This is a genomic window from Olsenella sp. DNF00959, assembly GCF_001553055.1.
Taxonomy (GTDB): domain Bacteria; phylum Actinomycetota; class Coriobacteriia; order Coriobacteriales; family Atopobiaceae; genus Olsenella_I; species Olsenella_I phocaeensis.
This window is the reverse complement of the sequence record NZ_KQ960123.1, coordinates 332710-359503: the sequence shown is the minus strand read 5'-3', so window position 1 is coordinate 359503 and position 26794 is coordinate 332710. Positions and strand designations below refer to the sequence as shown.

Genomic DNA, 26794 nt, shown 5'->3' with positions numbered 1-26794 from the left:
ACACAGAGGAAGCATACACAAGAAGAGAGGCCCCCGAAGGAGCCTCTCGCATTCTCTGGTGTCGGAGGCGGGACTTGAACCCGCACGACCTTTTAGTCAGTCACTAGCACCTCAAGCTAGCGCGTCTGCCAATTCCGCCACTCCGACATGGCTTGCTGCGTCGCAGCAAAGAGTACTATAGCATCCGCCTTTGCCCCGTGGCAACAACTTTTTTGCCTGGGCTGAGGCCAAGGGGACCCCAACCCAGAGGCATCGGCGGATGCCGTCTTGGACGCTACTCCTTGGCCCAGCCGACGTTCTCGGCGACGATGTCCTTCAGAAGCGCGGGACCCCAGTTGGCAAGGCCGGCCTTGCAGGCGATGGCGTCTGCGCCAGCGAACAGGGGGATGAAGGCGTAGGACTTCAGGGCCTCCTTCTCGGCCGCGTTGAAGGCCTTCATCTGTTCGGCGTGGTCGGCGATGCCGGTGACCGCGAGGAACTTGGCGTCGAGCTCGGCGTTGCCGCAGTGGGTGAAGTTCGAGGAGCTCTGGGAGCCGAAGATCTGGCCGCCGTTGTTGTAGGAGGCGGAGCCCGAGGACCAGCCGAAGAGGATGGTGTCCCACTCGCCGCCCGTGAGGGTCTTGGAGAACTCGGAGGAGGGCTTGTTGTCGATGGTCAGGTTCATGCCGGCGTCCTTGGCCATCTTCTGGATGGCTGCGGCACGGTTCTTGACCACGTTGGAGTCACCGATGGCGGTGAAGGAGAAGGTCACCTGCTTGCCGTCCTTGGCGTAGTAGCCGTCGGAGCCCATCTCGTAGCCAGCGGCCTCGAGGGTCTTCTTGGCGGCCTCGGCCTGGGCCTCGGCGGTGGTGTTGGCGGCAACGTCCTCGGGCAGGTTGTTCTCGTAGCCATCCATCCAGGGGGCGATCACCAGCGAGCCCATGCGGTCTTCCTTCCAGTTGACTCCCTGGTAGACGATGCCGACGATGGTCTCGGTGTTGATGCACTGCATGAAGGCCTTGCGCACGGCCTCGTCCTTCAGGCCCTCGCGGGTGGAGTTGACCTCGATGACGGCGATGGACTTGGAGTCGGCACGACGGATCTCGGTGTTCTCCATGCCCACGAAGTTGGAGAGCATCTCGCCGGTGCCGGAGGCGCCCAGCTCGGTGGCGTCGATCTCGCCGTTCTTGAAGGCGTTGAACATCGCCTGGGACTCCATCTGCTTGAAGGTGACGGTCTCCAGCTTGGCCTCGTCGCCCCACCACTTCTCGTTGCGCTTGAAGGTGATCTGGGTCTCGTCGGAGCTGTCGACGACGAAGGGACCGGCCGCCCACTCGTTGTGCGGGTTGTTCACCCAGCCGTTGTTGAAGGCGTCGACCGTCGCCGCGGAGGGGTGCAGGACCCTCTGGAAGAGGTTCTGCCAGGGGTAGTACGGCTGGGAGAAGGTGATGACGGCCTGCTTGTCCGTCTCGCCCTTGACCACGCTCTCGACCTGGACGAAGCCGTCGGTCGAGGAGGGGGTGTAGTTCTCGTCGGCGCCGCTGCAGCACTTCCAGACGGCCTCGATGGAGCGCCAGTCGATGGGCGTGCCGTCGTTGAAGTTCGCCTTGTCGGCAAGGGTGATGGTGGCAACCTGCTTGCCGTCCACCATGTCGGCCGACGCGGACGCGACGAAGTTGGGGTTGGGCGTGAACGCGGAGGCCGTGGCGTCCACCGTGAAGAGCGTGGGCATGTAGAAGTACCAGAACCAGTTGATGTAGACGGTGTTGCCGTTCACGCTGAAGTAGTTGAAGTCAGGGCCGACCTCGGTGACGGGGAGCACGAGGGTGCCGCCGTCCTTGACCTTGTCGCGGCTGAGCGGGTTGTCGTAGGTCTTGCCCTTCTCGGGCAGGGGCAGCTGGTCGATGGGAGTGGTTGCGGGCGAGCCGTTCTGGGGCTCGACGCCCGTGTCGGCGCCGGCGGAGCCGCTGCCGGAGTTGCCCGAACCGCCGCAGCCTGCAAGTCCGAGGCCGGCGAGAGCCGCAGCCGCACCGGCCATGCCCACGAACGAGCGACGCGAGACGATGTTAGAAATCATTTCTCCTCCAATTTCCTGCGCGACGTGCGCACGGCGAAATGCATGCACCCCGACGGATGCCTGTTCACATTTTATTTCAAAAAGATAAAAAAATCCCTGCCCGATTGTTACAAGCTTGTGTACTGGGACAAAGGGGCCGCGAGGTGACCCGCCCTGCGGCCCGTCGCTAGATCAGGCTATCCAGCTCGTCCACGACCTGGCCGAAGCGCACCAGCGCGTCGTCGACCGCCTTGCCGGAGGCCATGTCAACCCCCGCCCCGGCGAGCAGCTCCAGCGGGGGCTTCGAGCTGCCGCCCGCGAGGAAGCCCAGGTAGCGCTCGACCGCCGGCGCGCCATCGGCCAGGATCTTGTCCGAGAGCGCCACGGCCGCGGCGAAGCTCGTCGCGTAGACGTAGACGTAGTAGTCGTAGTAGAAGTGCGGGATGCGGGACCACTCCAGGGCGATGTCCTCGTCCGTCAGGACGGCGGGCCCGTAGTAGAGCTCGTTGAGGGCACGGTAGCGCCTGCTGTTGGCCTCCGCTCCGACCCCCTCCCCCGCCTGGGAGGCGTCGTTGGCGAGCATCTCGAACTCCGCGAACATGGTCTGACGGTAGAGCGTGCCCTTGAACTTGCCGCAGAGGTCGTCGAGGAGGTAGGCGCGCTCCGCGTCGTCTGCCGCATGGTCGAGCAGGTAGCGCATGAGGAGCATCTCGTTGGTGGTGGATGACACCTCCGCCACGAACATCTCGTAGTCGGCGTAGCGCGTGGGCTGCGCCTTGCTGGCCAGGTAGGTGTGGAGCGAGTGTCCCATCTCGTGCACCAGGGTGAAGACGTCCTCCAGGGTGCCCATGAAGTTGAGGAGGATGAGGGGCGTGAGGCCGCGGCCGCCGGAGGAGTAGGCACCGCTCGCCTTGCCCGGGGTCTCGTACACGTCGATCCAGCGCTCGTCTATGGCCCGCCTCACCACGGCGAGGTAGTCCTCGCCCAGGGGTGCCAGGGCCTCGAGCATGAGGTCGCAGGCCTCCTCGAAGCTGTAGCGGCGCTCCGGCATCTTGACTATGGGCACGTAGACGTCCCAGTAGCGGGCCTGCTCGAGGCCCAGGGCACGGGCCCTCAGCGCCATGTAGCGGTGCATGGCGGGGGCGTTCCTGTGCACGGACTCGATGAGGGACTCATAGACGGCGCGGGGCACCTCGGTGGGGGCGAGGGAGGCATCTAGGGTGTTCTCGTAGCCACGGGCGGTGGCGAAGAACTCGAGCTGCTTCATCTGGGCGGCAAGGAGGGCCGCCGAGGTGTTGCGCACGCCACGATAGCTGCCGTAGACGCTCTTGTAGGCGTTCTCGCGCAGCGTGCGGTCGGGGCTGATCAGCGCCGTGCCGTAGCTGCCGTGCGTGATGGGGTGCGCCTCTCCCTTGGAGTCGAGCGCGTCGGCGAAGCGCAGGTCGGCGTCGTTCAGCATGGAGAAGCCGACCTCGGGGCTGGCGGCCATCTCCTGGGCCTTGGCCAAGAGCGCCTCGAGCTCGGGCGTGAGCACGTGCTTGGCGAGGGCTCGGATCTTGTCCAGCGCGCGGCGGTACGTCCCCAGGCCCTCGCACTCCTCGCACCACGCGTCCAGCGTGGCCTCGTCAAGCGAGAGGAGCGCCGGCTCGAACCAGGACTTCGCCGCGTCCACGCTTGCCATGAGCGAGCGCTGGCGGGCGAGCATGTCCTGGTAGCGCCCGACGCGAGTGTCCTCGTCGGCCTTGCGGGCGGCGTACTCGTAGAGGCGGGCCACCTTGAGCGTGACCTCGTCCTCGAGGCGGAGGAAGGCGAGAAGCCCCTCCGCGCTCTCGAGCGCCCTGCCCTTCCATGACTCCAGCTCGGCGGGAAGCGCCTGCGCCGCCTCGAACGCGGCGCCGGCCGCCTCGTCGCCCGCGAAGAGCCCGCTGGTGTCCCAGGTGTACCTCTCGGGGACGTCCGCGCGGGACTTGTAGCTCTCTGCCATCTGATCCTCCGTTCGCGCAGCGCCTGCGCATAGGGATGGGCCGTTCGACCCCAACAACATAGCGCAGGGCGGCCCGCAGCGTCGCGGACCGCCCTGGGAATCCAGCAAAGTGCGCCCCAGCTCCGAATGCCTCTCCCCAAGGGAGACCACGGCAGGCGGAGGAGGGACCTCTCCCCTACCCCTCCAGCGTGGGCAAGAGGCTCGAGGACGAGACGAGCTTCCCGTCCTGGTAGACCAGGCGCTCGCGGGAGCGCTCCACCTTGGGGTCGGGGATGGGGATGGCCGAGAGCAGGGCCTTGGTGTAGGGGTCCTGCGGGTTGGTGAAGACCTCCTCGGTGTCGCCCTGCTCCACGATCTTGCCCAGGTGCATCACGGCGACGCTGTCGGAGATGTGACGGATGACGGCGAGGTCGTGGGCGACGAAGAGGTATGAGATCTTGAGCTGCACCTGCAGGTCCTCGAGCAGGTTGATGATGCCGGCCTGGATCGAGACGTCCAGCGAGGCGATGGGCTCGTCGAGCAGGAGGATCTTGGGGCGCGTGGCAAGGGCGCGGGCGATGGCGATGCGCTGGCGCTGGCCGCCGGAGAACTGGCTGGGGAAGCGGTCGACGTAGTCTGGGTTGATGCCGACGAGGTGCATCAGCTCGCCGATGCGGGAGTTGATGTCCTTCGCGGACCACCTCTGCGCGCGCAGGGGCTCGGCCAGCACGTCGTAGATGGGCATGCGGGGGTCAAGCGAGCTCATGGGGTCCTGGAAGATGACCTGCAGGTCGCGCCTGAGCTCGCGCCTCTCGCGGTTGTTGCGCAGGGTCGTGATGTCGCGGCCCAGCACCTCGATGCTGCCGTGCTCGGGCCTCACGAGGTCCATGATCTGCATGAGGGTGGTGGACTTGCCGGAGCCTGACTCGCCCACCAACGCAAGCGTCTCGCCCTCGTGGATCTTGAAGCTCACGTGGTCGACCGCGCACATGGTGCCCCGGTCGCGGCGGATGAGGCCCTTGCCCTGGATCGGGAAGGTCTTCACCAGGTCCTTGACCTCGAGGACCACCGGGCGCTGGTCGCGGGGGACCTCCGCCCACTTTGCGGGCAGGGGCTCGAGCTCGGGGTAGACCTCCTGGAAGCTCAGGTGGCGCTCGCGGATCTCCGCGAGCTTGTGGCAGCTGACGAGGTGGCCCTCGGCGGCGTCGAAGGGCTCGAGGACGGGCTCGACCTCAAAGCACTTCCCGCTCGCCATCGGGCAGCGGGGGGAGAAGGGACAGCCCTTGGGGATGGCGGCCAGCGAGGGCGGGTTGCCCTTGATGGGGACCAGGCGATGCTCGGCCGCCACGTGGGGCTTGGGCACGGCGCCCAAAAGGCCCATGGTGTAGGGCTGCGAGGGCTGGTCGAAGATGGTGTCGATGCTCGCGCGCTCGACGGCACGCCCGGCGTACATCACCAGGACGTCGTCTGCGGTACCGGCGATGACCCCCAGGTCGTGGGTAATCAGCACGACGGCGGCGCCCGTCTCGCGCTGGGCCACGGCCAGGACGTCCAGAATCTGGGCCTGGATGGTCACGTCGAGGGCCGTGGTGGGCTCGTCGGCGATAATCACGTCGGGGTCGTTGGCGATGGCGATGGCGATGACCACGCGCTGGCGCATGCCGCCCGAGAACTCGTGCGGGTAGGCGTCCAGGCGTTCCTCGGGATTGGTGATGCCCACCATGCGCAGGAGCTCGACGCAGCGCGCGCGGAGCTCCTGCTTGCCCATCTGCGGATTGTGGATGAGGAGGGTCTCCTCGAGCTGCTCGCCGATGGTGAACATGGGCGTGAGGGCGCTCAGGGGGTCCTGGAAAATCATCGAGATGGACTTGCCGCGGAAGGCCGCCATCTGCTCGTCCGACTTGCCCACGAGCTCCTCGCCGTCGAACTTGACGGAGCCGCCCACCTTGGCGTTGTCGTCCAGGAGCCCGATGAGCGAGAGGGCGGTGACCGACTTGCCCGAGCCCGACTCGCCGACGATGCCCAAGGTGCGCCCGCGCCACAGGTCGAAGTTGACCCCGCGGACGGCGTCGACCCTGCCGGCCTCGGTGGCGAAGGAGACCTTGAGGTTGCGCACGCTCATGATGGGGTCGCCCTGGGGCGCGCCCTTGGGGCCGTTGCCCTCGAGGAGCTCGTAGCGAATCACGTCGTCCTGGGGAACCCACGTGCCCCTCGTGCTGTCGTTTGCCTTCTCGGCCATATCTCGCTCCGTTGCTGTTGGTTGGACGGGTAGGCGGCGCTGCCGCCATGGGCTGCGCGCTAGCGCGCCTCGATTGCGGCCTGGACGAGCTCGGTATCATCCTCTGCGTCATCCTCGACGCTGCCGGCCGCGCGGGAGTAGGGGTCGATGGCGTCGCGCAGGCCGTCGCCGATGAGCTGCATGCTCACGCAGAGCACGATCAGCACGGCGGAGGGGATGAGGACGATCCAGGGGGCCGAGAGCATTGCGGAGGAGCCCTGGCTCAGCAGGTAGCCCAGCGAGGTGTCGGGGGCCTTGATGCCCAGGCCCAGGAAGCTGTAGGCGGTCTCGGAGTTGATGCCGCCTATCACGCCCAGCACGGTGTCCAGGATGAGGATGGAGCCCAGGTTGGGGATGAGGTGGCGCACGATGGTCTTGAAGGGGGACACGCCCATGTACTTGGCGGCGCGCACGTAGTCGCGCTCGCGCAGCGAGAGGGCCATGGTGCGCAGGGTTCGGGCGTAGCCGATCCAGCCGAAGGCGGTGAGGCCCACGATGAGCGTGACCCAGCCCTGGGTGCCGCTGGCGGCGCGGACGACCATGGCTACGAGGAGGAAGCTCGGGATGATGAGCAGCATGTCCAGGAACCACATGCCGATCTTCTCGGGGACGCCGCGCACGTAGGCGATGGAGGTTCCCACCACGGCCGCGATGACGGTGGTGAGCACCGAGTAGATGACGCCGATGACGAGGGAGCGGCCCAGGCCGTGCACCACGCAGGCGAAGAGGTCGAAGCCGCCGCCGTCGGTGCCAAACCAGTGCGTGGCGTTGGGCGGCACGTTGAGGGAGGTGAAGTCCGGGTCGGTGTAGGTGAAGGGGGTGACGTGGGGACCGAAGATGGCCATCAGCACCAGCAGGACGAGGATCACCAGCCCCACCATGGCGCTGCGCTGGCGCACGAAGCGCCTGCCGATGAGCGAGAGGTAGCCTATGCGCTTGACCTCGCCGCCGGAGCCGCCCATCTTGTCGGCGAGGAGCTCGAGCTCGGCGTTGGTGAGCTGCCTGCCCTCCCCGTCGCCGGCCTGCCGTGCGTCGCCCTCCGCCTGGGGAGCGTCCTGCCTGATTTCGTCTGACATCGCGCTCTCCTTAGCTCATCTTGATGCGGGGGTCGAGCGCGGCGGCGAAGAGGTCCGCCAGGAGCGCGCCCACGAGCGTGCAGGCCCCGCTGAACGCCGCGACGGCCACGGCGCCATGGATGTTGTTGTTGTTGATGCAGTTGATGAAGTACTCGCCCAGGCCGTGGATGGCAAAGATCTTCTCGGTCATGACGGCGCCCGTGAAGATGCCGGCGATGGAGAAGGCCACCGAGACGGCCGTGGGGATGAGCGAGGCGCGCAGGGCGTGCTTGCGGATGGCCTGCTTCTTGGTGAGGCCCTTCGCGCGGGCGGTGCGCACGTAGTCGGCGTGCATCTCGTCCAGGAGGTAGGTGCGCTGGCCCAGGTGGTAGCCCACGGAGCTGATGATGGTGAGCACCACGGTGGGCAGCAGGATGTGCTGGAGGAAGTCGAGGAAGGTCATGAGGGGATTGCCGCCCTCGTAGCTGGAGAGGCCCGTCACGTAGAAGAGGCGCGACCCCGCCGCCTGGTTTATCTCGATGGCCGCGAACACGATGAGGATGGCCAGGACGACGGTGGGGATGACCATGAAGAGCGAGGCCATGCCGCCCAGGAAGCGGTCCTGCCACTGGTACTGCCGCTGGGCGGTGTACACGCCCAGGCTCACGCCCACCACGATGGAGATGATGGTGGCGAGCGACATCAGCTCCACAGAGGCGCCGATGCGCGAGGACATCTCCTCGTTCACCGAGACGCCGGTGGGCGTCTGACCCCAGTCCCACCTGGTGACGATGCCGCCCAGCCACCTCTGGTAGCGCTGGAGGATGGGGGTCTTGTCGTTGAGGTTGGTGGCGTCGAGCGACGCCTCAATGGACTCCTGCGGTGGCCTGGGAGTGCGGGACTCGTAGTTGGATCGCGGGCTCATGAAGGCCGATGCCAGGAAGTACGTGAGCGAGGTCGCCACGAAGATCATGACTATGTAGCTCGCCACACGCTTGGCTATGTACCCGACGAATCGCGCCATGGACGCTCCTCACTTCGCTTCGCGCGCCCCGGGGGCGCACGAGGACGCGACGGCGATGCGACCACGTCCCTCTTCTGCAGAATGCGCTTCCGTGGCGGCACGTCCGCCCAGCCAGAGGCGCAAGCAGCATGCCTTCGCGTCGGGCCTCGGGTGGGCCGGGAGCCAGGGCACGCAAGAACACAACGTGCAAAATCCTACCACGGCACGAGACGCGGCAGAGATAACGGCCCGTCCACGCGCCCAGGGGCGGAAGACGGGCCGTGCGCGCAAGAGCCTAGATGGTGCCCAGCGGGAAGGTCAACGCCATGACGCAGACGGTGACACCGAAGACGACCGCGGTGATGACGGTGAGGCGGTCGAGGTTCTTCTCCCAGACCCCCGAGCCGGCGGCCGAGTTGTACATGGAGGAGGCGATCATGTCCGAGACCCCGGTCCCCTTCCCGGAGTGCATGAGGATGAGGATGACCGTCAGGACGGCCGAGAGTGCCAGGATGACCAGAAGGATGGTGTTCAGAACGCCCACGAAGTGCTCCTTTTTATGTGCCCACGGATGGCGCAACTACATCGATTGGTTAGCTTACCACATGAGTCAAGGCCGTTACCAACTGCCATAGAATCGACGGCAGCCCCAAGCCTGCCGACGCTCGCCCCACGCGCGTCGGTCCCACCCACAAAAAATGGGCCCCGACACCTCCGTGCCGGGGCCCAGGCCTTCTTGGGCGAGAGGGACCGTCCCCCTACATGGCCGCCTTGACCATGGCGGCGAAGGAGTCCGCCTTGAGGGACGCTCCACCGACGAGCGCGCCGTCCACGTCCTCCTTCTCGAGGAAGCCGGCCACGTTCTCGGGCTTGGCGGAGCCGCCGTAGAGCACGCGGATGCCGTCGGCCACCTCCTGGCCGAAGACCTCGGCCAAGGTCTTGCGGATGGCGCCACAGACCTCCTGGGCGTCGTCGGCCGTGGCGGTCTTGCCGGTGCCGATGGCCCAGATGGGCTCGTAGGCGACGACGTACTTCGAAGGATCGTCGATGACGAGGCCCTCGGTGTCCTTCCTGATCTGGTCCACGACGAACTCGACGTGCTTGCCCGCCTCGCGGACCTCGAGGGACTCGCCGCAGCAGCTGATGGGCACGATACCATGGGCCATCAGGGCCTTGGCCTTCTTGTTAATGTCCTCGTCGGTCTCGCCGAAGTAGCCGCGACGCTCGGAGTGGCCGATGATGCAGTAGGTCGCGCCGATGTCGGTCAACATCGAGGGAGCGGTCTCTCCGGTGTAGGCGCCAGACTCCTCGAAGTAGGCGTTCTGGGCGCCAAGCGAGAAGGGCGCGCTCTCCTGCTCGATGACGGTTGCGACGCCCTTGAGGTCGACCGTCGGGGGGCAGACGACGACGTCGACGTCTCCCGTGCCGCCCTCGAGCTCGCGGGCCAGGCCCTGAGCCAGAACGACGCCCTCGGAGTAGCTCTTGTTCATCTTCCAGTTGCCGGCGATCATCCTGTTACGCATCGAGAAGCGCCTCCACTCCGGGAAGGGCCTTGCCCTCGACGAGCTCCATGGAGGCGCCGCCGCCAGTGGAGATCCAGCTCATCTTGTCGGCCAGGCCAAACTTGTTGATTGCCGCGACGGAGTCACCGCCGCCGATGATGGACGTGCAGTCGGAGTCCGCGATGGCACGGGCGACGGCCTCGGTGCCCTTGGCGAACTGGTCCATCTCGAAGACGCCCATGGGGCCGTTCCAGAAGACGGTCTTGGCGGCCTTGACGGCCTCGCAGTAGAGTTCGACGGTCTTGGGCCCGATGTCCATGCCCATGCGGTCGTCGGGAATCTTGTCGGAGTCGACGACCTCGCCCGTGGCGTCCTCGCCGAAGTGGTCGGCGACCACGTTGTCGACGGGAAGCAGGATCTTGCAGCCCTTGGCCTCGGCCTTCTTCAGCATCTCGGCCGCGCGCTCGATCCAGTCCTCCTCCTTGAGGGAGGTGCCCACGCTGTAGCCCTTGGCCAGGAAGAAGGTGTAGGCCATGCCGCCGCCGATGATCAGGGTGTCGGCGGAGTCGATGAGGTGGTCGAGGACGCCGATCTTGCTGGAGACCTTGGAGCCGCCCACGATGGCGACGAAGGGGCGCTCGGGCTCGGCGAAGATCGAGGTCAGGGTGTCGACCTCCTTCTCGAGCAGGAAGCCGGCGACGGCGGGGATGAACTCGGCCGGGCCGACGACGGAGCCCTGGGCGCGGTGGGCGGTGCCGAAGGCGTCGAGGACGAAGATGTCGCCATAGGAGGCGAGCTTCTTGGCGACCTCGGGGTCGTTCTTCTTCTCGGCCTTGAGGAAGCGGACGTTCTCGAGGACCAGGATGTCACCGGGCTTGACCTCGGCGACGGCGGCGGCCGCCTTCTCGCCGTAGGTGTCGTCCACGAACTTGACCTCGTATCCGGTGAGCTCGGCGAGCTTGTCTGCGGCAGGCTTCAGCGAGAGCTCGGGCTCGGGACCGTCACCTTTGGGACGTCCGAGGTGGCTCATGAGGACGATGCCGGCGTTGTGCTCCTTGAGGTACTTGATGGTGGGGATGGCGGCGCGGACGCGCGTGTCATCGGTGACGACGCCATCCTTCAGGGGGACGTTGAAGTCGACGCGCATGATGACGCGCTTGCCGTCGACGTCCACGTCGCGGACGGTCTTCTTGGTAAAAGCCATGCTCACTCCTTCTGCTGCGGCGATCGATGCGACTCCGTGCAAGAAAGGGGCGCGGCTGCGACCCGTGGGCCAGCGGCCGCGCCCCTGCAGAACCGAGGGTGCCTAGTGGCTAGGCAACGAACTTCTCGAAGTACTTGATGGTGCGGACCATCTGAGAGGTGTAGGAGTTCTCGTTGTCGTACCAAGAGGTGACCTGGACGAGGCTCTGGCCGTTGCCGAGGTCCTGGACCATGGTCTGGGTGGCGTCGAAGATCGAGCCGTGGGTCTCGCCGACGATGTCGCGGGAGACGATCTCGTCCTCGTTGTAGCCGAAGGTCTCGGGGATGGTCTCGGCGTAGGCCTTCATGGCAGCGTTGACCTCGTCGACGGTGACCTTCTTGTCAACGACGGCATAGAGGTTGGTGAGGGAGCCGGTCGGCGTCGGGACGCGCTGGGCGGCACCGATGAGCTTGCCGTTGAGCTCGGGGAGCACCAGGCCGATGGCCTTGGCGGCGCCGGTGGAGTTGGGGACGATGTTCTCGGAGGCCGCGCGGGAGCGACGCTTGTTGCCCTTGCGCTGGGGGCCGTCGAGGACCATCTGGTCGCCGGTGAAGGCGTGGATGGTGGTCATGATGCCGCTGACAATGGGGGCGAAGTCGTTCAGGCCCTTGGCCATGGGGGCGAGGCAGTTGGTGGTGCAGGAGGCGGCGGAGATGATGTTGTCGTCGGCGGTCAGCTGCTCGTGGTTGACGTTGAAGACGATGGTGGGCAGGTCGTTGCCGGCGGGGGCGGAGATGACGACCTTCTTGGCGCCCGCGTTGATGTGGGCCTGCGCCTTGGCCTTGGAGGTGTAGAAGCCGGTGCACTCGAGGACGACGTCGACGCCGAGCTCGCCCCAAGGCAGGTTGTTGGCGTCCGCCTCCTTGTAGATGGTGATCTTCTTGCCATCGACGATGATGGCATCCTCGGTGGACTCGACCTTGTGGTCACGGGCGTAGTTGCCCTGGGTGGAATCGTACTTCAGGAGGTACGCGAGCATATCGGGCGAGGTGAGGTCGTTGATGGCGACGATCTCGGAGCCCTCGTGGCCAAACATCTGGCGGAACGCGAGGCGACCGATACGTCCGAAGCCGTTGATAGCAACCTTGACTGCCATGCTTTCTCCTTTCGCGAGGCCAACCGAGGCCGTTCCTCGGGAGTGGCCAACACTCTTACAAGCACGCCCCTATTTTACCCACAAAACTGCAACTCGGTCGCCCAAAGCCAAATGGGGGTGAATTTGGAGGCGCGCCCACGGTTGGCCACTGTTCGGGGTGCATTTGGAATGGCCAGGCGAGAGGTACCCGGGCCCGCCGCCGTGTCCGGCGCGCCGGCAGGGACCTTCCAGGCGGGACGGGGGCGACTCTCGCCCACGGGCGCGCGCTACGCCGCGCTCGCGCTCCTCGTCAGGTGCCGTGGCCAGGGCAACTCTCGCCCATACGGGCACGCGCTACGCCCCCTGCGACTCCCCCACGATCTTCTGGAGGCGCAGGAGGCGATGGTACATGGCCGACTTGGATGCCGGCGGCTCGGCCATGGCGCCGAGGTCCGCCAGCGACTTCTCGGGATGCGCCCTCCTGAGGGCGCAGAACTCCCTCACCGCCGGCGGCAGCGCGCGCAGCCCGGGCTCGCGCTCCGCCTGGTCGATGAGGCCCAGCTGGTCCGCCGCGGCACCGGTCGAGCGGGCCTGGTTGGCCATCTCGGCGTTGACGCGGCGGTTGACGTCGTTCTTGAGCGACTTCATGCGCCGCACCTTGTCGACGAGAAGGGTGGAGCGGCGCGCGCCCATGGCGTCGAGGAGGCGGGCTATCTCGTCGAAGCTCTTGAGGTAGATCGCAAAGGAGCCGCGTCGGCGGTTGAGGCGGGCGGAGACCCCCAGGTCCTCCAGGACGTCGGCGAGCTCGCGGGCGAACTCCTCGCCCGTGACCGCGACCTCGAGGTGGAAGTCGCCCCTGGGGTCCGCGATGAAGCCCCCGGCCATGAAGGCCCCGCGCACGAAGGCGCGCCTGCAGTGGTCCGAGCGCAGGAGCTGCCAGGGGATGCCCGGCGCGAGGCCGCGGCCCGGCAGGAGGATGCCCAGGCGGACGAGGTCGGCCTCGAGCTCGCGCTGCTCGGGGATCTCTATGAGGTAGTTGCGGGCCTTGTGCAGGTTGGAGCGGCGCACGGTGAGAGGCGTCTCGAGGTCGAAGAGCTCGTGGGTGAGCTTGATCATGGTGCGCGCCACGGCGCCGGTCTCGGTCGAGACGCGGATCGAGTAGCGCCCCGGACCCCTGAAGGAGAGCGTGCCGCAGATGCGCGTTATGGCCGAGAGCTGGGCGTAGGCGCAGAGCGGGCACTCCCCCTCCACGCGCGACAGCTCGTCCTTCACCTGCGCGGTGAACGACATGTCCCATCACCCCCGCAGGCGAGAGTGGCCACGCGCGCGGGCTGCGACCGACCCCCGTGCCGCACCGTCGCGAGGCCCATCAGGGCCTCCGGTTGGCGAGGGGGAGGTCGCGGTGCGAAAGCGAGACGCGGTAGCCCTGCCCCGTGAGGTAGGCTGCAGTCGCGTTGGCGATGGCCACGGAACGATGCTGGCCGCCCGTGCAGCCCACGGCGATGGAGAGCTGGGTCTTGCCCTCGGCCACGTAGCCCGGCATCGCCACGTCCAGGAGGCGCTTCCAGGCGACCATGAAGTCCGCCGTCACCTTGTTCTGCATGACGAAGTCGGTGACCAGGGCGTCGTTGCCGGTGAGCTCGCGCATGGCGGGGTCGTAGAAGGGGTTGGGCAGGAAGCGCACGTCGATCATGAGGTCGGCCTCGGCGGGGAGCCCGTGCTTGAAGCCGAAGCTGAAGACGCTCACGTCCAGGAGCTGCTGCTCGTCGAGCTCCGAGAATGCGTGCCTGATGCGGCTGCGCAGGGCGTTCGTGCGCAGGCGGCTCGTGTCGATGACCAGGTCGGACTCGTCGCGGATGGGCGCGAGCGCGGCGCGCTCGCGGGCTATGGCGGCAACGGTCGTCTCGCCCTCCTGGGCGATGGGGTGACGGCGACGGGTCTCGTCGTAGCGGCGCAGCAGCACCTCGTCCGAGCAGTCGAGGAAGAGGGTCTTGACGCTGAGCTCGTGGTCACGGAGCTGCGCCAGCGCGTCGGTGACCTCGTCGAAGAGCCCCTGGCTCCTGAGGTCGCAGGTGACGGCCAGGTGACGGCCGGTGTTGGCGTTGATCCCCACCACGCGGGCGAGGTCGAGGATGAGGCGGGGAGGCAGGTTGTCTATGCAGTAGTAGCCCATGTCCTCGAAGACGTGCAGGGCCTGGGTGCGGCCGCTGCCCGACATCCCGGTTATCACGACGATGTCGGGAACGCGGTCGGCGGCGGCCGCCTCCCTCATGCGCTGGCTGCTGCTGGGCATGGCTAGCAGAGCCTCGTGCCCGCGGGGACGTCCCGCTCGAGCGTGGCGAGCACCGAGGGGATCCCGTCCTCGTAGCCGATGTCCAGGAGCATGCCCTCGCTCACCATGCCCGCCATCTTGCGCGGGGCCATGTTGACGAGGAAGAGCGTCTTGGTCCCCTCGATGGCCTTGCAGTCCTCGCGCTCCTCCCTCATCCCCGTGAGGATGGTGCGCTTGAAGTCACCGAAGTCGACGTGGAGGGCAACGAGCTTCTTGGAGCCCCTGACGTCCTCGACGCGCTCGATCAGACCCACGCGGACGTCGAGCTTGTCCCAGTCGTCGATGGTCACGTTTGGCTCGACTGCGGCTCCCATGGACCCTCCCTCTACGGGGTGCGGGCGGGGTCCTCCCCCGCCCGCGCTGCGGACTCACCTGATTGTACGGCTAGACGTCCCACGCGAACGAACCGTTTGCGACGCGCGCCCAGGGCAGGCCAGACCCCTGCCTGGCTCGCGCCAGCAGGAGGTCAGCTGCGGACCCTGAGACGCGAGAAGTCCGCAACTGACCCGAGGGCCCCGACTCATCCCTCCACCGCGGCGCGAAACCACTTGGTGAGGCTCGTGGGGTGCGTGATGCCCGTCCCCACGACCACGGCCCAGGCGCCGGCGCCGATGGCCGCCGCCGCGTCCGCCGGCGTGTGCACGTGGCCCTCGCAGATGATGGGAAGGCCTGGGAACTCCTCGGTGGCCTGCCTCAGGAGCGGGAGGTCGGGCCCGTCGTCCATGGTGGTATCGATGGCGGCCTTGTTGTGCGAGAGGGTCGTGGACACGAGGTCACAGCCGACGGCCACCGCGTTGCGTATGTCGTCGATGGTCATGCAGTCGGCCATGACGAGGGTCTCGCACTGGGCGCGAAGGTCCGCCACCGTCTGGGCGAAGGTCCTCCCGTCGGGACGGGGCCGATCGGTGGCGTCTATGGCGACGACGTCCGCGCCGGCGTTGACGCAGGCGACGGCATGGCGCAGGGTCGGCGTGATGTATACGCCCTCGTGCCCCTCCTTCCAGAGGCCGATGACGGGCACCTGGACCCTGCCCTTGATGGCGGCGATGTCAGAGAGGCCCTGGCAGCGGATGGCGGCGGCGCCACCCTGCTCGCAGGCCTCCGCCATCTGGGCCATGGTCTCGGGATGCCGCAGGGGCTCCCCGGGATAGGCCTGGACGCTCACGACGAGCCTTCCCTTGAGCGACTGGACCAGGGGCGAGACTTCCATTTCTACCTCCAGACGTGGGGCCGCGCTCCTCGCACGGCCCCCTCGTTGCCTACTCGAACTCGGCGTAGCCCGAGCGGACTACGTTCTCGGCGGCGCCGATGAGGGGCGCGTTGCCGCCCAGCTCGCCCGAGCGGACGGGCGTGGATGCCACGGGCGGCATGACCGCCTCGTGCCAGCCGCGCTCCATGGCATCGTGCCAGGCGGGCCCGCACTGGGCGACGGAGCCCGAGAGTATGACGCAGTCGGGGTCGAGCATGTTGCACATGCTGCCCAGGACCTCGCCTATCGCATGGCCGGAGCGCGCCTCGGCGTCCCTTGCGGCCTGGTCGCCCCGTGCCGCGCGGCGGTCTATCTCGGCCCCGTCCATGGGGCTGCCGTCCGCCTGGGTGGCATCGCCGCCCAGCTCGAGGTAGCGCTCGATGATGCCGGGACCTGCGGCGATGGGCTCGAGGTGACCCGTCGCCCCACAGGAGCAGGGGACTCCGGTGGCGTCGGAGCAGCTCACGTGGCCCACGTGGCCCGCCTCGTTGTGGGCGCCCAGAAGGATGTGGCCGCCCAGCACGAAGGCACCGCCGATGCCGGTGCCCACGGCGACGACCAGGCAGCTCGAGGCGTCCCTGCCACCGCCCCAGCGCGCCTCGCCCAGGGCATGGGCGTGCACGTCGTTCAGGACGCGGGCGGGAAGTCCGAGCTCGCGCGCGAGCTCGGCTCCCAGGTGGGTGCCGCCCCAGCCGGGCATGATCTCGTTCGCGTAGGTGACGTCTCCCGTCGCGGGGTCGATGACGCCCGCGCTCGAGACGCCGATGCCGTCCAGCCCGCCGACCGCCGCCTCCGCGACGCGACGGGCGGATTCGATGGCGTTCCCGAGCACCCTCTGCCCACCGAGCTTGGCCTCGGTGGGAACCTTGCCATAGTGCTCGATGAGGGGCGCCTCGCCCGCGCGGAGCGTCACGAGGGCCGAGGCGATCTTGGTGCCTCCGATGTCGAGCGCGATGACGCGCTTGGCCTCTGCTGCCATGGGACTCCTTCCTGGGGTGCGGGCGCGCCGTCGTCGCAAGCGCGCCCGGGCTTGCGTCTTCGGGCGAGAGCCGCCTCTCGCCTAGGCCTCGAGGAGGCCACAGCTCACGAGCACCGAGCGGATGGCCTCGACGTTGGTGCCCTCGAGCGCCTTGACCGGGCGGGGCATCTGGTTGGACTCGTACACGCCCATGAGCATGAGGGCGGTCTTGAAGGCGCCCACGCCGCCGCCGAAGCCCTGGACGCCGGTGGTGACGTCGAAGATGTGGCTGAGCTCGTTGAGCTTGTCCTGCTCGGCCTTGACCGTCGCCCAGTCCCCCGCCTCGGCGGCCTTCCACATGCGCACGTAGCCGTGGGGCTCGACGTTGGCGAGGCCGGGGACGGAGCCGTCCGCGCCCGAGAGGTAGGCGCCGTCGACGACAATCTCATGGCCGGTGAGGAGGCTCAGGGGGTGACCCAGCCTCTCGTTCTCCTGGCAGAGGTAGCGGAACGAGATGTCGTTGCCCGAGGAGTCCTTGACGCCCGCGAGCACGCCCTCGGCGCCCAGCTTGGCCAGGAGCTTCCAGGGGAGCTTGGTGTGGACGCAGACGGGGATGTCGTAGGCGAAGACGGGCAGGTCGAGCTCCTCGTGGAGGATGCGGAAGTGCTCCTCCACGTCTGCCATGCCGCCCAGCGCGTAGAAGGGGGCGGTGGCCACGAGGGCGTCGGCGCCCAGCTCCTGGGCGCGCCGCCCGTGCTCGATCACGCGCTCGGTCTCGGTGTCGATGATGCCCACCAGGACGGGCACGCGGTGGTCGACGATGCGCACCGCCTCGCGCACGACCTCGTCGCGCCTCTCGTCGGTGGAGAAGACCACCTCTCCCGAGGAGCCCAGGAAGAAGAGGCCGTCCACGCCCGCGTCGATCATGCGGTCGATGGAGCGCTCGAAGGAGGCTACGTCCAGCCTGCGGTCCTCGGTGTCGGGGACGACGACGGGCGGCACGACGCCGCGGATCTTGAAGTCTGACATGTGGCTACCCTTTTCTCTCTGCCTGCCCGGAAGCCCGGGCACGATGGCACATCTTAGTCCTCTGCGACGCGCATGAGAGACGCGCCCCGCCCGGCACGCGGCCAGACGGGGCGCTCGCTGCTAGCGACCTATCTTGGGATGCAAGAGCGACGGTGCCGCCCCGAGGAGCGTCTTGGTGTACTCGTCCTGGGGGTCGTTGAACACCTGCTGCGCCGGACCCTGCTCCATGATCTGCCCGTGGTTCATGACGATGATTCGGTCGGAGATGTAGCGGACCGTCTGGATGTCGTGGCTGATGAAGATCATCGAGAGCCCCAGCTCGCTCTTGAGGTCGGTGAGCAGGTTGAGGATCTGGGCGCGCACGGACACGTCGAGGGCGGAGGTGGGCTCGTCGGCGATGATCGCCGAGGGGTTGAGCGACATGGCGCGGGCGATGGCGACGCGCTGGCGCTGCCCGCCCGAGAGCTGACCCGGCAGGGCGCGCAGCGCGCTCTTGGGCAGGCCCACGAGCTCCACGAGCTCGTTGATGCGCCTCTCCTGGTCGGCGGACGCCCCCACCTTGTGCACCAGCAGCGGGTCCTGCAGCTGGTCGCGGACGACCATGCGCGGGTTGAGGGCCGTGGCGGGGTCCTGGAAGACGACCGAGACGACGCGGCCTATCTTCTTGCGCAGGTCCGCCGTGCGCTTCGTGACGTCCGTCCCCTGGAAGTAGACGTGGCCGGAGGTCGGCGACTGCAGGCCGCACATGACGTTGGCCGTGGTGGACTTGCCGCAGCCCGACTCGCCCACGATTCCTATGGTCTCGCCCGGCATGAGCTTGATGGTCACGCCCTGGACCGCATGGACCAGGTTGGGGTGGAGGATGGATCCCGTGCGGGTGCGGAAGGTAACGGAGATGTCATCGAGGAAGATGATGGGTTCCTTCTGGTCGGCCACCTACCTCACCTCCTTGAGGGTGTCTAGATAGGGAACGAGCCCGTTCTGCCTCAGGTAGTCGTCGGGCAGCTCCGAGAAGCGGTGGTTGGCGCATCCCGGCAGGCTCTTGATGACGGGGTGCACGTCCAGGCCCAGCGTGGGATGGCTGGAGCGCGGGGCGAAGCGGTCGCCGCGCGGGAAGTCCTCGGGCGAGGGGACCGAGCCGGGCACCTGGTGCAGGCGGCTCCCGTCACGGGCGCCCTCCTCGATGGAGAGGACCGACCCCAGGAGCCCGCGGGTGTACTCGTGGACGGGGTTGCAGAGCAGCTCCTTGGTCGGCGCCTGCTCGATGACCTGGCCGGCGTACATGACGGTGATCTCGGACGCCACCTCGGCCACCAGGGCGAGGTCGTGGCTCACGAAGACCATGGCGAAGCCCAGCTTTGCCTGGAGGTCGTTCAGGAGCTTGATGACCTGCTTCTGGACGGTGACGTCCAGGGCCGTGGTGGGCTCGTCGCAGATGACCAGCGACGGGTCGCGGGTGAGCGCCATGGCGATGAGCACGCGCTGGCGCTGGCCGCCCGACAGTTCGTGCGGGTAGGACTCGAGGGTGCGCTTGGGATCGAGGCCTACGAGCTCGAGCAGCTCCTCCGCGGAGCGGGTCCCGCCTCGGTCGGTGAGCTGCTTCATCTGCGTCGAGATGAGCATGGAGGGGTTCAGGGACGAGAGCGCGTCCTGGTAGACCATGGCGATCTCGGTGCCCAGGAGCTTGCGATGCTCCTCGGAGCTGAGCTTGAGCAGGTCCTGGCCCTTGTAGATGAGCTGGCCCGTGACCGTCTCCTTGGGGTCCACGAGGTTCATGATCGTCTTGGTGGTGATGGACTTGCCGCAGCCCGACTCGCCCACCAGGGCCATGCACTGGCCGGGGCGCACGTCGAAGCTGACGTGGTCCACGACCTGGACGTCACCGTGCGAGAGGAAGCTGATGCAGAGGTCCTTGACCTGCAGCAGGGGCTCCACGGAGTAGTCGGGGACGTGGCGGTCGTCGCGGGCGAGCTCGACCTCGCGCAGCGCGCCGAGCCTGCGACCCAGCGCCTCCGCCTGCTCCTCGTAGGCCTTGACGGGATTGGAGGCCAGGATGTCGTCGGCACGGCGGCTCTCGGAGTTGTCCGCGTCGACGGGGGCGCCGGGGGCGGCGGCCATGGCGTCGGTGAGGCCCTCGGAGAGGATGTTGAGCGCGAGGCAGGTGACCATGATGGCCATGCCCGGGAAGAGCGCCTGCCACCAACGGCCCGCGAGCACGCCACCGCGGGCGTCGGCCAGGATGTTGCCCCAGGTGGGGGTGGGCTCCTGGATGCCGGCCCCTATGAAGGTGAGGGAGGCCTCGAAGATGATGGCGTCGGCCACGAGGGTCACGGTGAATACCATAATCGGCGCGATGCAGTTGCGCAGGACGTGCCTGATCAGGATCCAGGGGGCGCGGGCGCCGGAGACGATGACCGCGCGCACGTAGTCCTCTCCGTACTCGCTCACTATGTTGGCGCGCACGATGCGGGCGATCTGGGGCGTGTACATGAAGCCGATGGAGAAGATGATCGAGCCGATGCTGTTGCCCAGGATGGACACGAACACGGCCGCGAGCGCGATGCCGGGGAAGGACATGATGATGTCCAGGACGCGCATGATCACCTCGGACACCCACTTGCGCGAGACCGCGGCGATGGCGCCGATGACGGAGCCGCAGACCAGCGCCATGAGGGTGGCGCCGAAGCCGATGACCAGCGAGTAGCGGCCGCCGTAGAGCATGCGGCTCAGGATGTCGCGCCCCTTGTCGTCGGTGCCGAAGATGAAGCCGCCGCCGGGAGCCTGGCGCGCGGTGAAGATCTCGACCGGGTCATAGGGCGAGAGGACCGCGGCGAGGATGGCCGAGAGGGCCACCAGGACGAGCAGGACGAGCGAGACCTTGGAGCCGACGCTCATCTTCTTCCAGCCGCCGAGGCGAGCGCCGCCCGCGGCGGCCTGCTCGAGCTTCTCGGCCTGTTCTTTTCTCTGAGTCAGCATGGCTACACCGTCCTGATCCTGGGGTTGATGAGGAGGTAGAGCATGTCGACCACGATGTTGATCACGATGAACGACAGCGCGACGACGATGACGACGCCCTGGACCAGGTTCGTCTCGTTGCCCTGGATGCCCTCGAGGATCGCCATGCCCATGCCGGGCAGGTTGAAGATGGTCTCGATGACCACGGCGCCGCCCATGAGGTAGCCGATCTTGAGGCCCAGCGTGGTGACGGGCGTGATGAGGGCGTTGCGCAGGACGTTGCGACCGATGACGACGGCCTGGGGAAGCCCGGCGCCCTTCGCGGTCTTGACGTAGTCCTTGTCGAGCTCCTCGACCATGGCGGTGCGCACGATGCGGGTCATCTGGCCGGTGAGCGGGAAGGCGAGGGCCACGGCGGGCATGAGCATGCGCGCGGCATAGCCGCCGGGATTGGCGAAGAAGTTGGGCAGCGGGCCCGAGGCGGGCAGCACGTGCATCATCGACGAGAAGAGCAGGATCATGAGGACCGCCAGCCAGAACGAGGGCGTGGCGAGGCCGGCGATGGAGAGCACGCGGATCAGCTGGTCGGGCCATCCGTCGCGGTAGAGCGCGGCGAGCACTCCCAGGAGGAAGGACACGATGGCACCCAGGATCAGGCCGATGAAGGTGAGCTGCATGGTGACAGGCAGGGCCTTGGCCACGCGCTCGCCGACGGAGTAGTTCGAGGCGCCGTAGCTCCCGAGGTCACCGTGGAGGAGCCCTCCCATGTAGCGGAGGTAGCGGGTGGGCAACGGGTCGTCCAGGCCGTGGTCGGCGTGGTACTGGGCCACCGCCTCCGGCGTGGCGCTCTCGCCGAGCGCGTTGTAGGCCGGGTCGACCTTGGAGAACGACATGAGGAAGAACACGAGGATCGTGACGCCGAGGGCCATGATGGGCAGCGCCACCAATCGCCGTCCGATGAGGCGCAGGAGGTTGTTCACGTGGCCTCTCCCCTTTCCGAACGCTGTGCGGTCAGGACGTGGCAGCTCCAAGGAGGTAGGGCCCGGGCAGTACCTGAAGCCCGGGCCCTACCCTCGCGCTGCCTGTTGGGACGGAGCCGACTACTTCGTGGTGGAGACGCCGATCAGCGAGATGCCCGTGGTCCCGATGCCCTTGAAGTCGCTGGAGACCTTGGTGCCGTCGCCGTTGGCGGTGTCACGCCAGGAGCCGGTCGTGGTCTGGACCTGCAGGACGGGATACAGGGGAACGTTCTCGGAGATGAGGTCGAAGCACTGGTTCCAGGTCTTCTGCTGCTCGTCGCCGGTCTGGGAGAGGGCCTGGTCCATCAGCTCGTGGAGCTTCGCGAACTCGGGGGAGTCGTTCCAGACGCAGCGCTTCTGCATCCAGGTGTTGTTGCCGTACCACCAGTTGAGCAGCAGGTCGGGGTCGGCACCGAAGCAGCTGGGGTCACCGGGGGCGAGCAGGAGGTCGTAGGCCTCGCCGCCGTCGATGGCGGCGTAGGTCGCCGCGGAGGTGTCGGTCTGGATCGAGACGTCGAAGCCCAGGGCGTCGAGGTCGTTCTTGATCTGCGTGGACATGGCGACGACCTGGTCGTTGTCGGTGGTGCGCAGGGTGATGGCGCCCGGCGTGATGCCGGCCTCGGCGATGAGGGACTTGGCCTTCTCCTGGTCGTAGGAATAGACCATGGAGGCCTTGTTGTAGTTGGTGAAGGTCTCGGGCAGGTAGCAGGAGGGCGTCGAGGCCATGCCGGCCAGGGCGTTGGAGATCATCTGGTCGTAGTTCAGGGCGTACATGACGGCCTGGCGGACCTTGACGTTGTCCCAGGGGGCCTTCTTGACGTTGAACATCATGAAGCGGGTACCGAAGCCCTGGACGGTGTCGATGGAGAGGCCGGCGCTCTTGAGCTGGTCGATGGAGTCGGCGGGGACGGACTCGCAGATGAGGTCGGTGCCCTCCTGGGCGGCGGTCACGCGGGCGGTGGCGTCCTTCAGGACGTCATAGCGGATCTTCTCGTCCTTGGCGGCGAACTCGCCGTTGTAGTTGGGGTTGGGGACGAGGGTGACGGAGGCGTCGGTGATCTCGTCGTACATCCAGGGGCCGGTGCCGGTGGGCTTCGCGGTCAGGTCCTCGTCGGTCGCGGAGCTGGGGACAACCTTGACGATCGCCAGGCGCTCCTTGAGCAGCGAGAAGTCGGGGAAGGCGGTCTTGACGGTGACGGTGGTGTCATCCTTGGCCTCGATGGAGGCGATGGGGGTGAGCATCGAGACGTAGATGTTGCCCTCGGCGTTGGCGCGCTTGAAGGACGAGACGACGTCCTCCGCCTTGACGTCGGTGCCGTCGGAGAACTTGGCGCCGTCGCGCAGCTTGACCTCGAAGGTGGTGTCATCGACCTTGGTGGGGTCGCCGGCGGCCAGGGCGGCGCGGGTGCTGTAGTCATGGAAGTCGAGCTCGTAGAGGCCCTCGACCACGTTCATGTTGGCACTCAGGGCGAGCGCCGAGGACGTGGTGGACGGGTGGTAGTTCTGGGTCGCGTAGGCGGTGCCCACGGTGAGGGTGCCGCCGGCCGCCTTCTCGCCACCGGCGCTGCTGCCGCCGTTGCTGCCGGAGCCGCCGCCGCAGCCCACGAGCCCCAGGCCCGCGACGGCCGCGACGCCGCTCGAGACGCCGAGGAAGGTGCGACGCGAAAGGTTCTTGCCCATCAGGTCTTTCATGTTCTTGCCTCTCTCCACGCAAACGTGTCCCTTGTTGCGCAGAACGGGGTCGGCGCAACCTCTCGCCCGCTAGCGTATGGCATTTCAGGCATGTTTCGAGATCATCTCCGCCCAGCGGCAAGCGAGGGGCAACGGACGGGGTGGCAGGGGCTTCGGGCGTGGGCTACTCCGACCCGTCCCCTCGCCCCTCTCCGCCGGAAGGCGAACTGGGACCAGGGGCTCCCCCGGCATCCGCCTCCGTCTCGGGCGAGAGGGACGCGCCCTCCCCCTCCCAGGCGTGCACCGTCTGCCAGACCTCCTCGGCCACGGAGCGGGGAAGGCCCTCGACCTCGGCGACCTGGTCGACGCTCGCGGCGCGCAGGCCCTTGAGGGAGCCGAAGCGACGTAGGATGGCCCGCTTGCGCTTGGGCCCCACGCCCTCGACGTCGTCCAGCACCGAGACGGACTGCGCCTTGGTGCGCAGTTCCCGGTGGAAGGTGATGGCGAAGCGGTGGCTCTCGTCCCTCACCTGCTTGATGAGGTAGAGCGAGGGAGAGCCCGAGGGCAGCACCACCGGCGTGTCGTCCCAGGGGACGAAGACCTCCTCGTCCGACTTGGCCAGACCGCAGACCGGGATGTCGAGCCCCAGCTCCTCGAGCTGGTGAATCGCGGCGGAGAGCTGGGGCTTGCCGCCGTCCACCACGAGGAGGTCGGGAGGCGCCGCGGCGAAGCGCTCGTCCCCCATGTTCTTGGGGCTGTAGCGCCTGCCCAGCACCTCCTCCATGCTTGCGAAGTCGTTGGCCTCGTCGAGCTCGGCGCGGATCTTGAAGCGACGGTACTGGCCCTTGTCGGGCCGGCCGTTGGTGAAGACCACCATGGACGCCACGGTGAAGGCCCCGTGCAGGGTCGAGATGTCGAAGCACTCTATGCGCATCGGCGGTCGCTCCAGGGCGAGCGCGCTCTCGAGCTGGAGGAGGGCCTGGTTGGTGCGCTCGTCGGCGTACCCCGTGCGCACCATGTAGCGCATGAGGGCGTGGCGGGCGTTCCTCTCCGCCATCTGGAGGAGGTGGCTCTTCTCTCCTCGCTGGGGGCGGTGCAAGCGGCAGAGCCTCCCGCGCTTCGCGCTGAGCCACTCGCCCAGGAGCTGCGCGTCGGGCAGCTCGCAGGCGAGGTCGACCTCCTGGGGCACGTCGGCGGTCTCGTCGTAGTAGCGCTTGAGGAAGCCGGCGGCGAGCTCCTGCTCGTCCACGTCCATGCCCTTGTTGAGGATGAACTCGCTGGTGCGGATCGTGCGCCCCTCCCGCACGACGAAGACGCAGGCGCAGCTGATCGTCTCCTCGCGGTAGAAGCCGATGAGGTCGAGGCTCACGTCGCTCGAGAACATGACCTCCTGGCGGTCGTCCAGCCCGCCTATGACGTCGAGGCGCCGCTTGATGCGGGAGGCGCGCTCGAACTCGAGCTCGGCCGCCGCATCGCGCATCTGTTCCTCGAGCTCCTCCACCACCTGTCGTCGCCTCCCCGAGAGGAAGCTCTCCACCTGGCTCACGTGACGTGCGTAGTCCACGGTGGTGATGGCGCCGCAGCAGACGCCGGGCCCGCGACCCACGTGGTAGTCGAAGCAGGGGCGGCCGCGCTCGGCCAGGACCATGTTGGCCACGGCCACGTCGTCGGGGTGGCTCTGGAGGTAGCGACGCGCCCTCTTCCACTCCGCGCAGTTGGCGGAGCAGATGGGGAGCACCTTGCGCAGGGTGTCGATGGTCTCGCGGGCGGCCTGGGCGTCGGTGTAGGGACCGAAGTAGCGGGTCCCCTTGCGGTGGCGCTCGCGGGTGTACTTGATGGCCGGGTATACGTCCGACTCGGTGATGGCTATGTAGGGATAGCTCTTGTCGTCCTTGAAGTCGACGTTGAAGTAGGGGTGGTACTGGGCGATGAGGTTGCGCTCCAGCACCAGCGCCTCGTGCTCGGAGCCCACGACCACGTAGTCGAAGCTGCGCACCACCTGCATCATGAGGGGGATCTTCGCGCGGTCGTCCTGGAGGGTCACATACTGGCGCATGCGGGCGCGGAGGTTCTTGGCCTTGCCCACGTAGATGACCTCGCCCCTGCCGTCCTTCCAGAGGTAGCAGCCGGGGTCGGTGGGAACGAGCTCCACCTGCTCGGCGATGCTGGGCCTGCCGCCCTCGGAGCGGTCTGTGGCGAGAGGCTCCCCCTCGCCCGGCCTTTTGCCCCCACGCGCGGCCATGCTAGCGGGCCGCCTCTGCCGCGAGGGCCGCGAGCTGGCGTGCCTGCTCGGGCGTGACGTCGCAGGGAAGCGCCACCGGCCCGCGCGAGAGGCGCTCGGTCACGGGGAGCCCCTCCATGCCGCCGTCGAAGCCATATGAAGCAGGGTCCTCGACGCCGGGGAAGAGGAGCGGGCGGTACCAGGGCACGGCATAGTGCCCCGCCGCGCGCACGCTGGCGAGGAGAGCCTCGGAGCGCCCGGAGTCGGCCAGGAAGACGGGGAGGCGCAGCAGCGGCTGGGCGGGACCTGCGCACACGGCGGCGGGCAGGGCGACTCCCGTGTCGGCAAGGGAGCGCACGTACTCCGTCACGGCCTCTCGTCGCAGGGCCTCCTGGGCGTCGAGCCCCTCCAGGGCCTCCAGGGCCCGGGAGGCTATCCACTCGCCAGGCTGGCAGGGCTCGTGCGAGACGTGGCCCCTCTGCTCCTCGGGTGATATCGCGGCGTCGAAGCTTCCTCGGGCCTCCCAGCGCGCGCGAAGGGCGCGGCGGGGACCGGCGGGCAGGTGGTTGAGCACGCGGATGCGGCTGCGATAGCCCTTGGCGGCCTCCTCGAGCACGGGGTCGATGGGGGGAAGCGAGCCCAGAGCCCCCACCAGGGCGGCCCTGAGCCCGGAGTCCGCCATCCGGGGGCTCACGTACACCGCCCCGCCGAAGTGGGTGGGGAGCATCTTCTCCACCCCGAAGGAGTGGACGGAGACGTCGGCGAGCGGTCGTCCCTCGCCGTCGCGCGCGAGCCTCCCCACGCAGTGGGCGCAGTCCTCGACGAGAAGCGCCCCCGCCGCGTCCGCGGCCTCCCTCAGGGCGAGGTCGCCCGCTGGCTCGAAGATCCCGAAGCTGTGCTGAAGGACCACGGCCCGCGAGCTCGGGCCGAGTCCGAGCCGGGAGGCGTCGAGCGCCAGGCTCGACGCCGAGACGTCCGCGTAGCGCGGGGCGAGCCCGGCCTCGACGATGGGGTCGACGGCGGTGCAGCAGGTCAGGAGCTGCGTCACGACCTCGCCCGCGCCCCGCAGCCGTGCGAGCTCGCAGAAGGCCACGAGCATGCCGTGCCGCGCCCGGTAGGTGAGGAACCAGTCGTCCTCGGAGGTGCCGCTGCGCCGCGCGAGCGCGCGCCTCAGCTCGAGCGACGAGTCCGCCATGTGTGCCCCTC

At 67.8% G+C, this 26794-nt stretch carries 21 protein-coding genes and 1 tRNA gene; all 22 read right to left on the bottom strand.

Annotated features, from left to right (window positions below; all coding sequences use genetic code 11):
• Positions 1–56: 56 nt before the first annotated feature.
• Positions 57–147: transfer RNA gene (locus tag HMPREF1868_RS01540), tRNA-Leu, on the bottom strand.
• A gap of 127 nt (positions 148–274) precedes the next feature.
• Positions 275–2056, bottom strand: coding sequence for an ABC transporter family substrate-binding protein (locus HMPREF1868_RS01535; RefSeq protein ID WP_197414911.1), 1782 nt, complete (start codon positions 2054–2056; stop codon positions 275–277).
• 166 nt (positions 2057–2222) lie between these two features.
• A complete protein-coding gene (gene pepF, locus HMPREF1868_RS01530) occupies positions 2223–4019 on the bottom strand; it encodes an oligoendopeptidase F (protein ID WP_062529773.1) in 1797 nt (598 codons plus the stop codon).
• A gap of 175 nt (positions 4020–4194) precedes the next feature.
• Entirely contained in the window at positions 4195–6237 is a 2043-nt protein-coding gene (locus tag HMPREF1868_RS10155; protein WP_062529771.1) for a dipeptide ABC transporter ATP-binding protein, read from the bottom strand.
• Positions 6238–6296: 59 nt separating this feature from the next.
• Entirely contained in the window at positions 6297–7352 is a 1056-nt protein-coding gene (locus HMPREF1868_RS01520) for an ABC transporter permease (protein WP_062529769.1), read from the bottom strand.
• A 10-nt stretch (positions 7353–7362) separates the two neighbouring features.
• Positions 7363–8355 carry an ABC transporter permease gene (locus tag HMPREF1868_RS01515; protein ID WP_009277823.1) on the bottom strand — a complete coding sequence of 331 codons (993 nt, stop codon included), beginning with the start codon at positions 8353–8355 and terminating at the stop codon, positions 7363–7365.
• Positions 8356–8629: 274 nt separating this feature from the next.
• A complete protein-coding gene (secG, locus tag HMPREF1868_RS01510) occupies positions 8630–8878 on the bottom strand; it encodes a preprotein translocase subunit SecG (RefSeq protein ID WP_009277824.1) in 249 nt (82 codons plus the stop codon).
• Between the two features lie 214 nt (positions 8879–9092).
• Positions 9093–9857, bottom strand: coding sequence for a triose-phosphate isomerase (gene tpiA, locus HMPREF1868_RS01505; RefSeq protein WP_062529767.1), 765 nt, complete (start codon positions 9855–9857; stop codon positions 9093–9095).
• Positions 9850–11040, bottom strand: coding sequence for a phosphoglycerate kinase (gene pgk / locus HMPREF1868_RS01500; RefSeq protein WP_062529765.1), 1191 nt, complete (start codon positions 11038–11040; stop codon positions 9850–9852). Before pgk ends, tpiA begins: the two co-directional genes overlap by 8 nt.
• A 109-nt stretch (positions 11041–11149) precedes the next feature.
• Positions 11150–12175, bottom strand: coding sequence for a type I glyceraldehyde-3-phosphate dehydrogenase (gap, locus tag HMPREF1868_RS01495; RefSeq protein ID WP_009277827.1), 1026 nt, complete (start codon positions 12173–12175; stop codon positions 11150–11152).
• 333 nt (positions 12176–12508) lie between these two features.
• Positions 12509–13444 (bottom strand): DNA-binding protein WhiA, encoded by a 936-nt coding sequence (whiA, locus tag HMPREF1868_RS01490; protein ID WP_009277828.1) that lies wholly within the window; start codon positions 13442–13444, stop codon positions 12509–12511.
• A gap of 79 nt (positions 13445–13523) precedes the next feature.
• Positions 13524–14447 carry an RNase adapter RapZ gene (gene rapZ / locus HMPREF1868_RS01485; protein WP_062529763.1) on the bottom strand — a complete coding sequence of 308 codons (924 nt, stop codon included), beginning with the start codon at positions 14445–14447 and terminating at the stop codon, positions 13524–13526.
• A 2-nt stretch (positions 14448–14449) separates the two neighbouring features.
• Positions 14450–14800 carry a tRNA-binding protein gene (locus HMPREF1868_RS01480; protein ID WP_062529761.1) on the bottom strand — a complete coding sequence of 117 codons (351 nt, stop codon included), beginning with the start codon at positions 14798–14800 and terminating at the stop codon, positions 14450–14452.
• A 206-nt stretch (positions 14801–15006) separates the two neighbouring features.
• On the bottom strand, positions 15007–15696 hold the full coding sequence (locus HMPREF1868_RS01475; RefSeq protein ID WP_062529759.1) for an N-acetylmannosamine-6-phosphate 2-epimerase: 690 nt from the start codon (positions 15694–15696) through the stop codon (positions 15007–15009).
• Positions 15697–15745: 49 nt separating this feature from the next.
• A complete protein-coding gene (locus HMPREF1868_RS01470; RefSeq protein WP_062529757.1) occupies positions 15746–16714 on the bottom strand; it encodes an ROK family protein in 969 nt (322 codons plus the stop codon).
• 81 nt (positions 16715–16795) lie between these two features.
• Positions 16796–17722, bottom strand: coding sequence for a dihydrodipicolinate synthase family protein (locus HMPREF1868_RS01465; protein WP_062529756.1), 927 nt, complete (start codon positions 17720–17722; stop codon positions 16796–16798).
• A gap of 120 nt (positions 17723–17842) precedes the next feature.
• A complete protein-coding gene (locus HMPREF1868_RS01460; protein WP_009277834.1) occupies positions 17843–18658 on the bottom strand; it encodes an ABC transporter ATP-binding protein in 816 nt (271 codons plus the stop codon).
• Positions 18659–20698, bottom strand: a complete 2040-nt coding sequence (locus HMPREF1868_RS01455) for a dipeptide/oligopeptide/nickel ABC transporter permease/ATP-binding protein (RefSeq protein ID WP_009277835.1) — start codon at positions 20696–20698, stop codon at positions 18659–18661.
• Between the two features lie 2 nt (positions 20699–20700).
• Entirely contained in the window at positions 20701–21657 is a 957-nt protein-coding gene (locus tag HMPREF1868_RS01450) for an ABC transporter permease (RefSeq protein ID WP_009277836.1), read from the bottom strand.
• A gap of 120 nt (positions 21658–21777) precedes the next feature.
• Positions 21778–23388, bottom strand: a complete 1611-nt coding sequence (locus HMPREF1868_RS01445) for an ABC transporter substrate-binding protein (RefSeq protein WP_009277837.1) — start codon at positions 23386–23388, stop codon at positions 21778–21780.
• Between the two features lie 163 nt (positions 23389–23551).
• Positions 23552–25609 (bottom strand): excinuclease ABC subunit UvrC, encoded by a 2058-nt coding sequence (gene uvrC, locus HMPREF1868_RS01440; protein ID WP_062529754.1) that lies wholly within the window; start codon positions 25607–25609, stop codon positions 23552–23554.
• Between the two features lies 1 nt (position 25610).
• Positions 25611–26783, bottom strand: a complete 1173-nt coding sequence (locus tag HMPREF1868_RS01435; protein WP_062529752.1) for a DegT/DnrJ/EryC1/StrS family aminotransferase — start codon at positions 26781–26783, stop codon at positions 25611–25613.
• Positions 26784–26794 lie beyond the last annotated feature (11 nt).

Excerpts from the sequence above, each read along its gene's own strand:
- HMPREF1868_RS01515 (WP_009277823.1), bottom strand. The coding sequence starts at position 8,355 with ATGGCGCGATTCGTCGGGTACATAGCCAAGCGTGTGGCGAGCTACATA.
- uvrC (WP_062529754.1), bottom strand. The coding sequence starts at position 25,609 with ATGGCCGCGCGTGGGGGCAAAAGGCCGGGCGAGGGGGAGCCTCTCGCC.
- whiA (WP_009277828.1), bottom strand. The coding sequence starts at position 13,444 with ATGTCGTTCACCGCGCAGGTGAAGGACGAGCTGTCGCGCGTGGAGGGG.
- HMPREF1868_RS10155 (WP_062529771.1), bottom strand. The coding sequence starts at position 6,237 with ATGGCCGAGAAGGCAAACGACAGCACGAGGGGCACGTGGGTTCCCCAG.
- HMPREF1868_RS01470 (WP_062529757.1), bottom strand. The coding sequence starts at position 16,714 with ATGGCAGCAGAGGCCAAGCGCGTCATCGCGCTCGACATCGGAGGCACC.
- tpiA (WP_062529767.1), bottom strand. The coding sequence starts at position 9,857 with ATGCGTAACAGGATGATCGCCGGCAACTGGAAGATGAACAAGAGCTAC.
- HMPREF1868_RS01445 (WP_009277837.1), bottom strand. The coding sequence starts at position 23,388 with ATGAAAGACCTGATGGGCAAGAACCTTTCGCGTCGCACCTTCCTCGGC.
- gap (WP_009277827.1), bottom strand. The coding sequence starts at position 12,175 with ATGGCAGTCAAGGTTGCTATCAACGGCTTCGGACGTATCGGTCGCCTC.
- HMPREF1868_RS01455 (WP_009277835.1), bottom strand. The coding sequence starts at position 20,698 with ATGCTGACTCAGAGAAAAGAACAGGCCGAGAAGCTCGAGCAGGCCGCC.
- pgk (WP_062529765.1), bottom strand. The coding sequence starts at position 11,040 with ATGGCTTTTACCAAGAAGACCGTCCGCGACGTGGACGTCGACGGCAAG.
- pepF (WP_062529773.1), bottom strand. The coding sequence starts at position 4,019 with ATGGCAGAGAGCTACAAGTCCCGCGCGGACGTCCCCGAGAGGTACACC.
- HMPREF1868_RS01535 (WP_197414911.1), bottom strand. The coding sequence starts at position 2,056 with ATGATTTCTAACATCGTCTCGCGTCGCTCGTTCGTGGGCATGGCCGGT.
- HMPREF1868_RS01435 (WP_062529752.1), bottom strand. The coding sequence starts at position 26,783 with ATGGCGGACTCGTCGCTCGAGCTGAGGCGCGCGCTCGCGCGGCGCAGC.
- HMPREF1868_RS01465 (WP_062529756.1), bottom strand. The coding sequence starts at position 17,722 with ATGTCAGACTTCAAGATCCGCGGCGTCGTGCCGCCCGTCGTCGTCCCC.
- rapZ (WP_062529763.1), bottom strand. The coding sequence starts at position 14,447 with ATGCCCAGCAGCAGCCAGCGCATGAGGGAGGCGGCCGCCGCCGACCGC.
- HMPREF1868_RS01520 (WP_062529769.1), bottom strand. The coding sequence starts at position 7,352 with ATGTCAGACGAAATCAGGCAGGACGCTCCCCAGGCGGAGGGCGACGCA.
- HMPREF1868_RS01480 (WP_062529761.1), bottom strand. The coding sequence starts at position 14,800 with ATGGGAGCCGCAGTCGAGCCAAACGTGACCATCGACGACTGGGACAAG.
- HMPREF1868_RS01475 (WP_062529759.1), bottom strand. The coding sequence starts at position 15,696 with ATGGAAGTCTCGCCCCTGGTCCAGTCGCTCAAGGGAAGGCTCGTCGTG.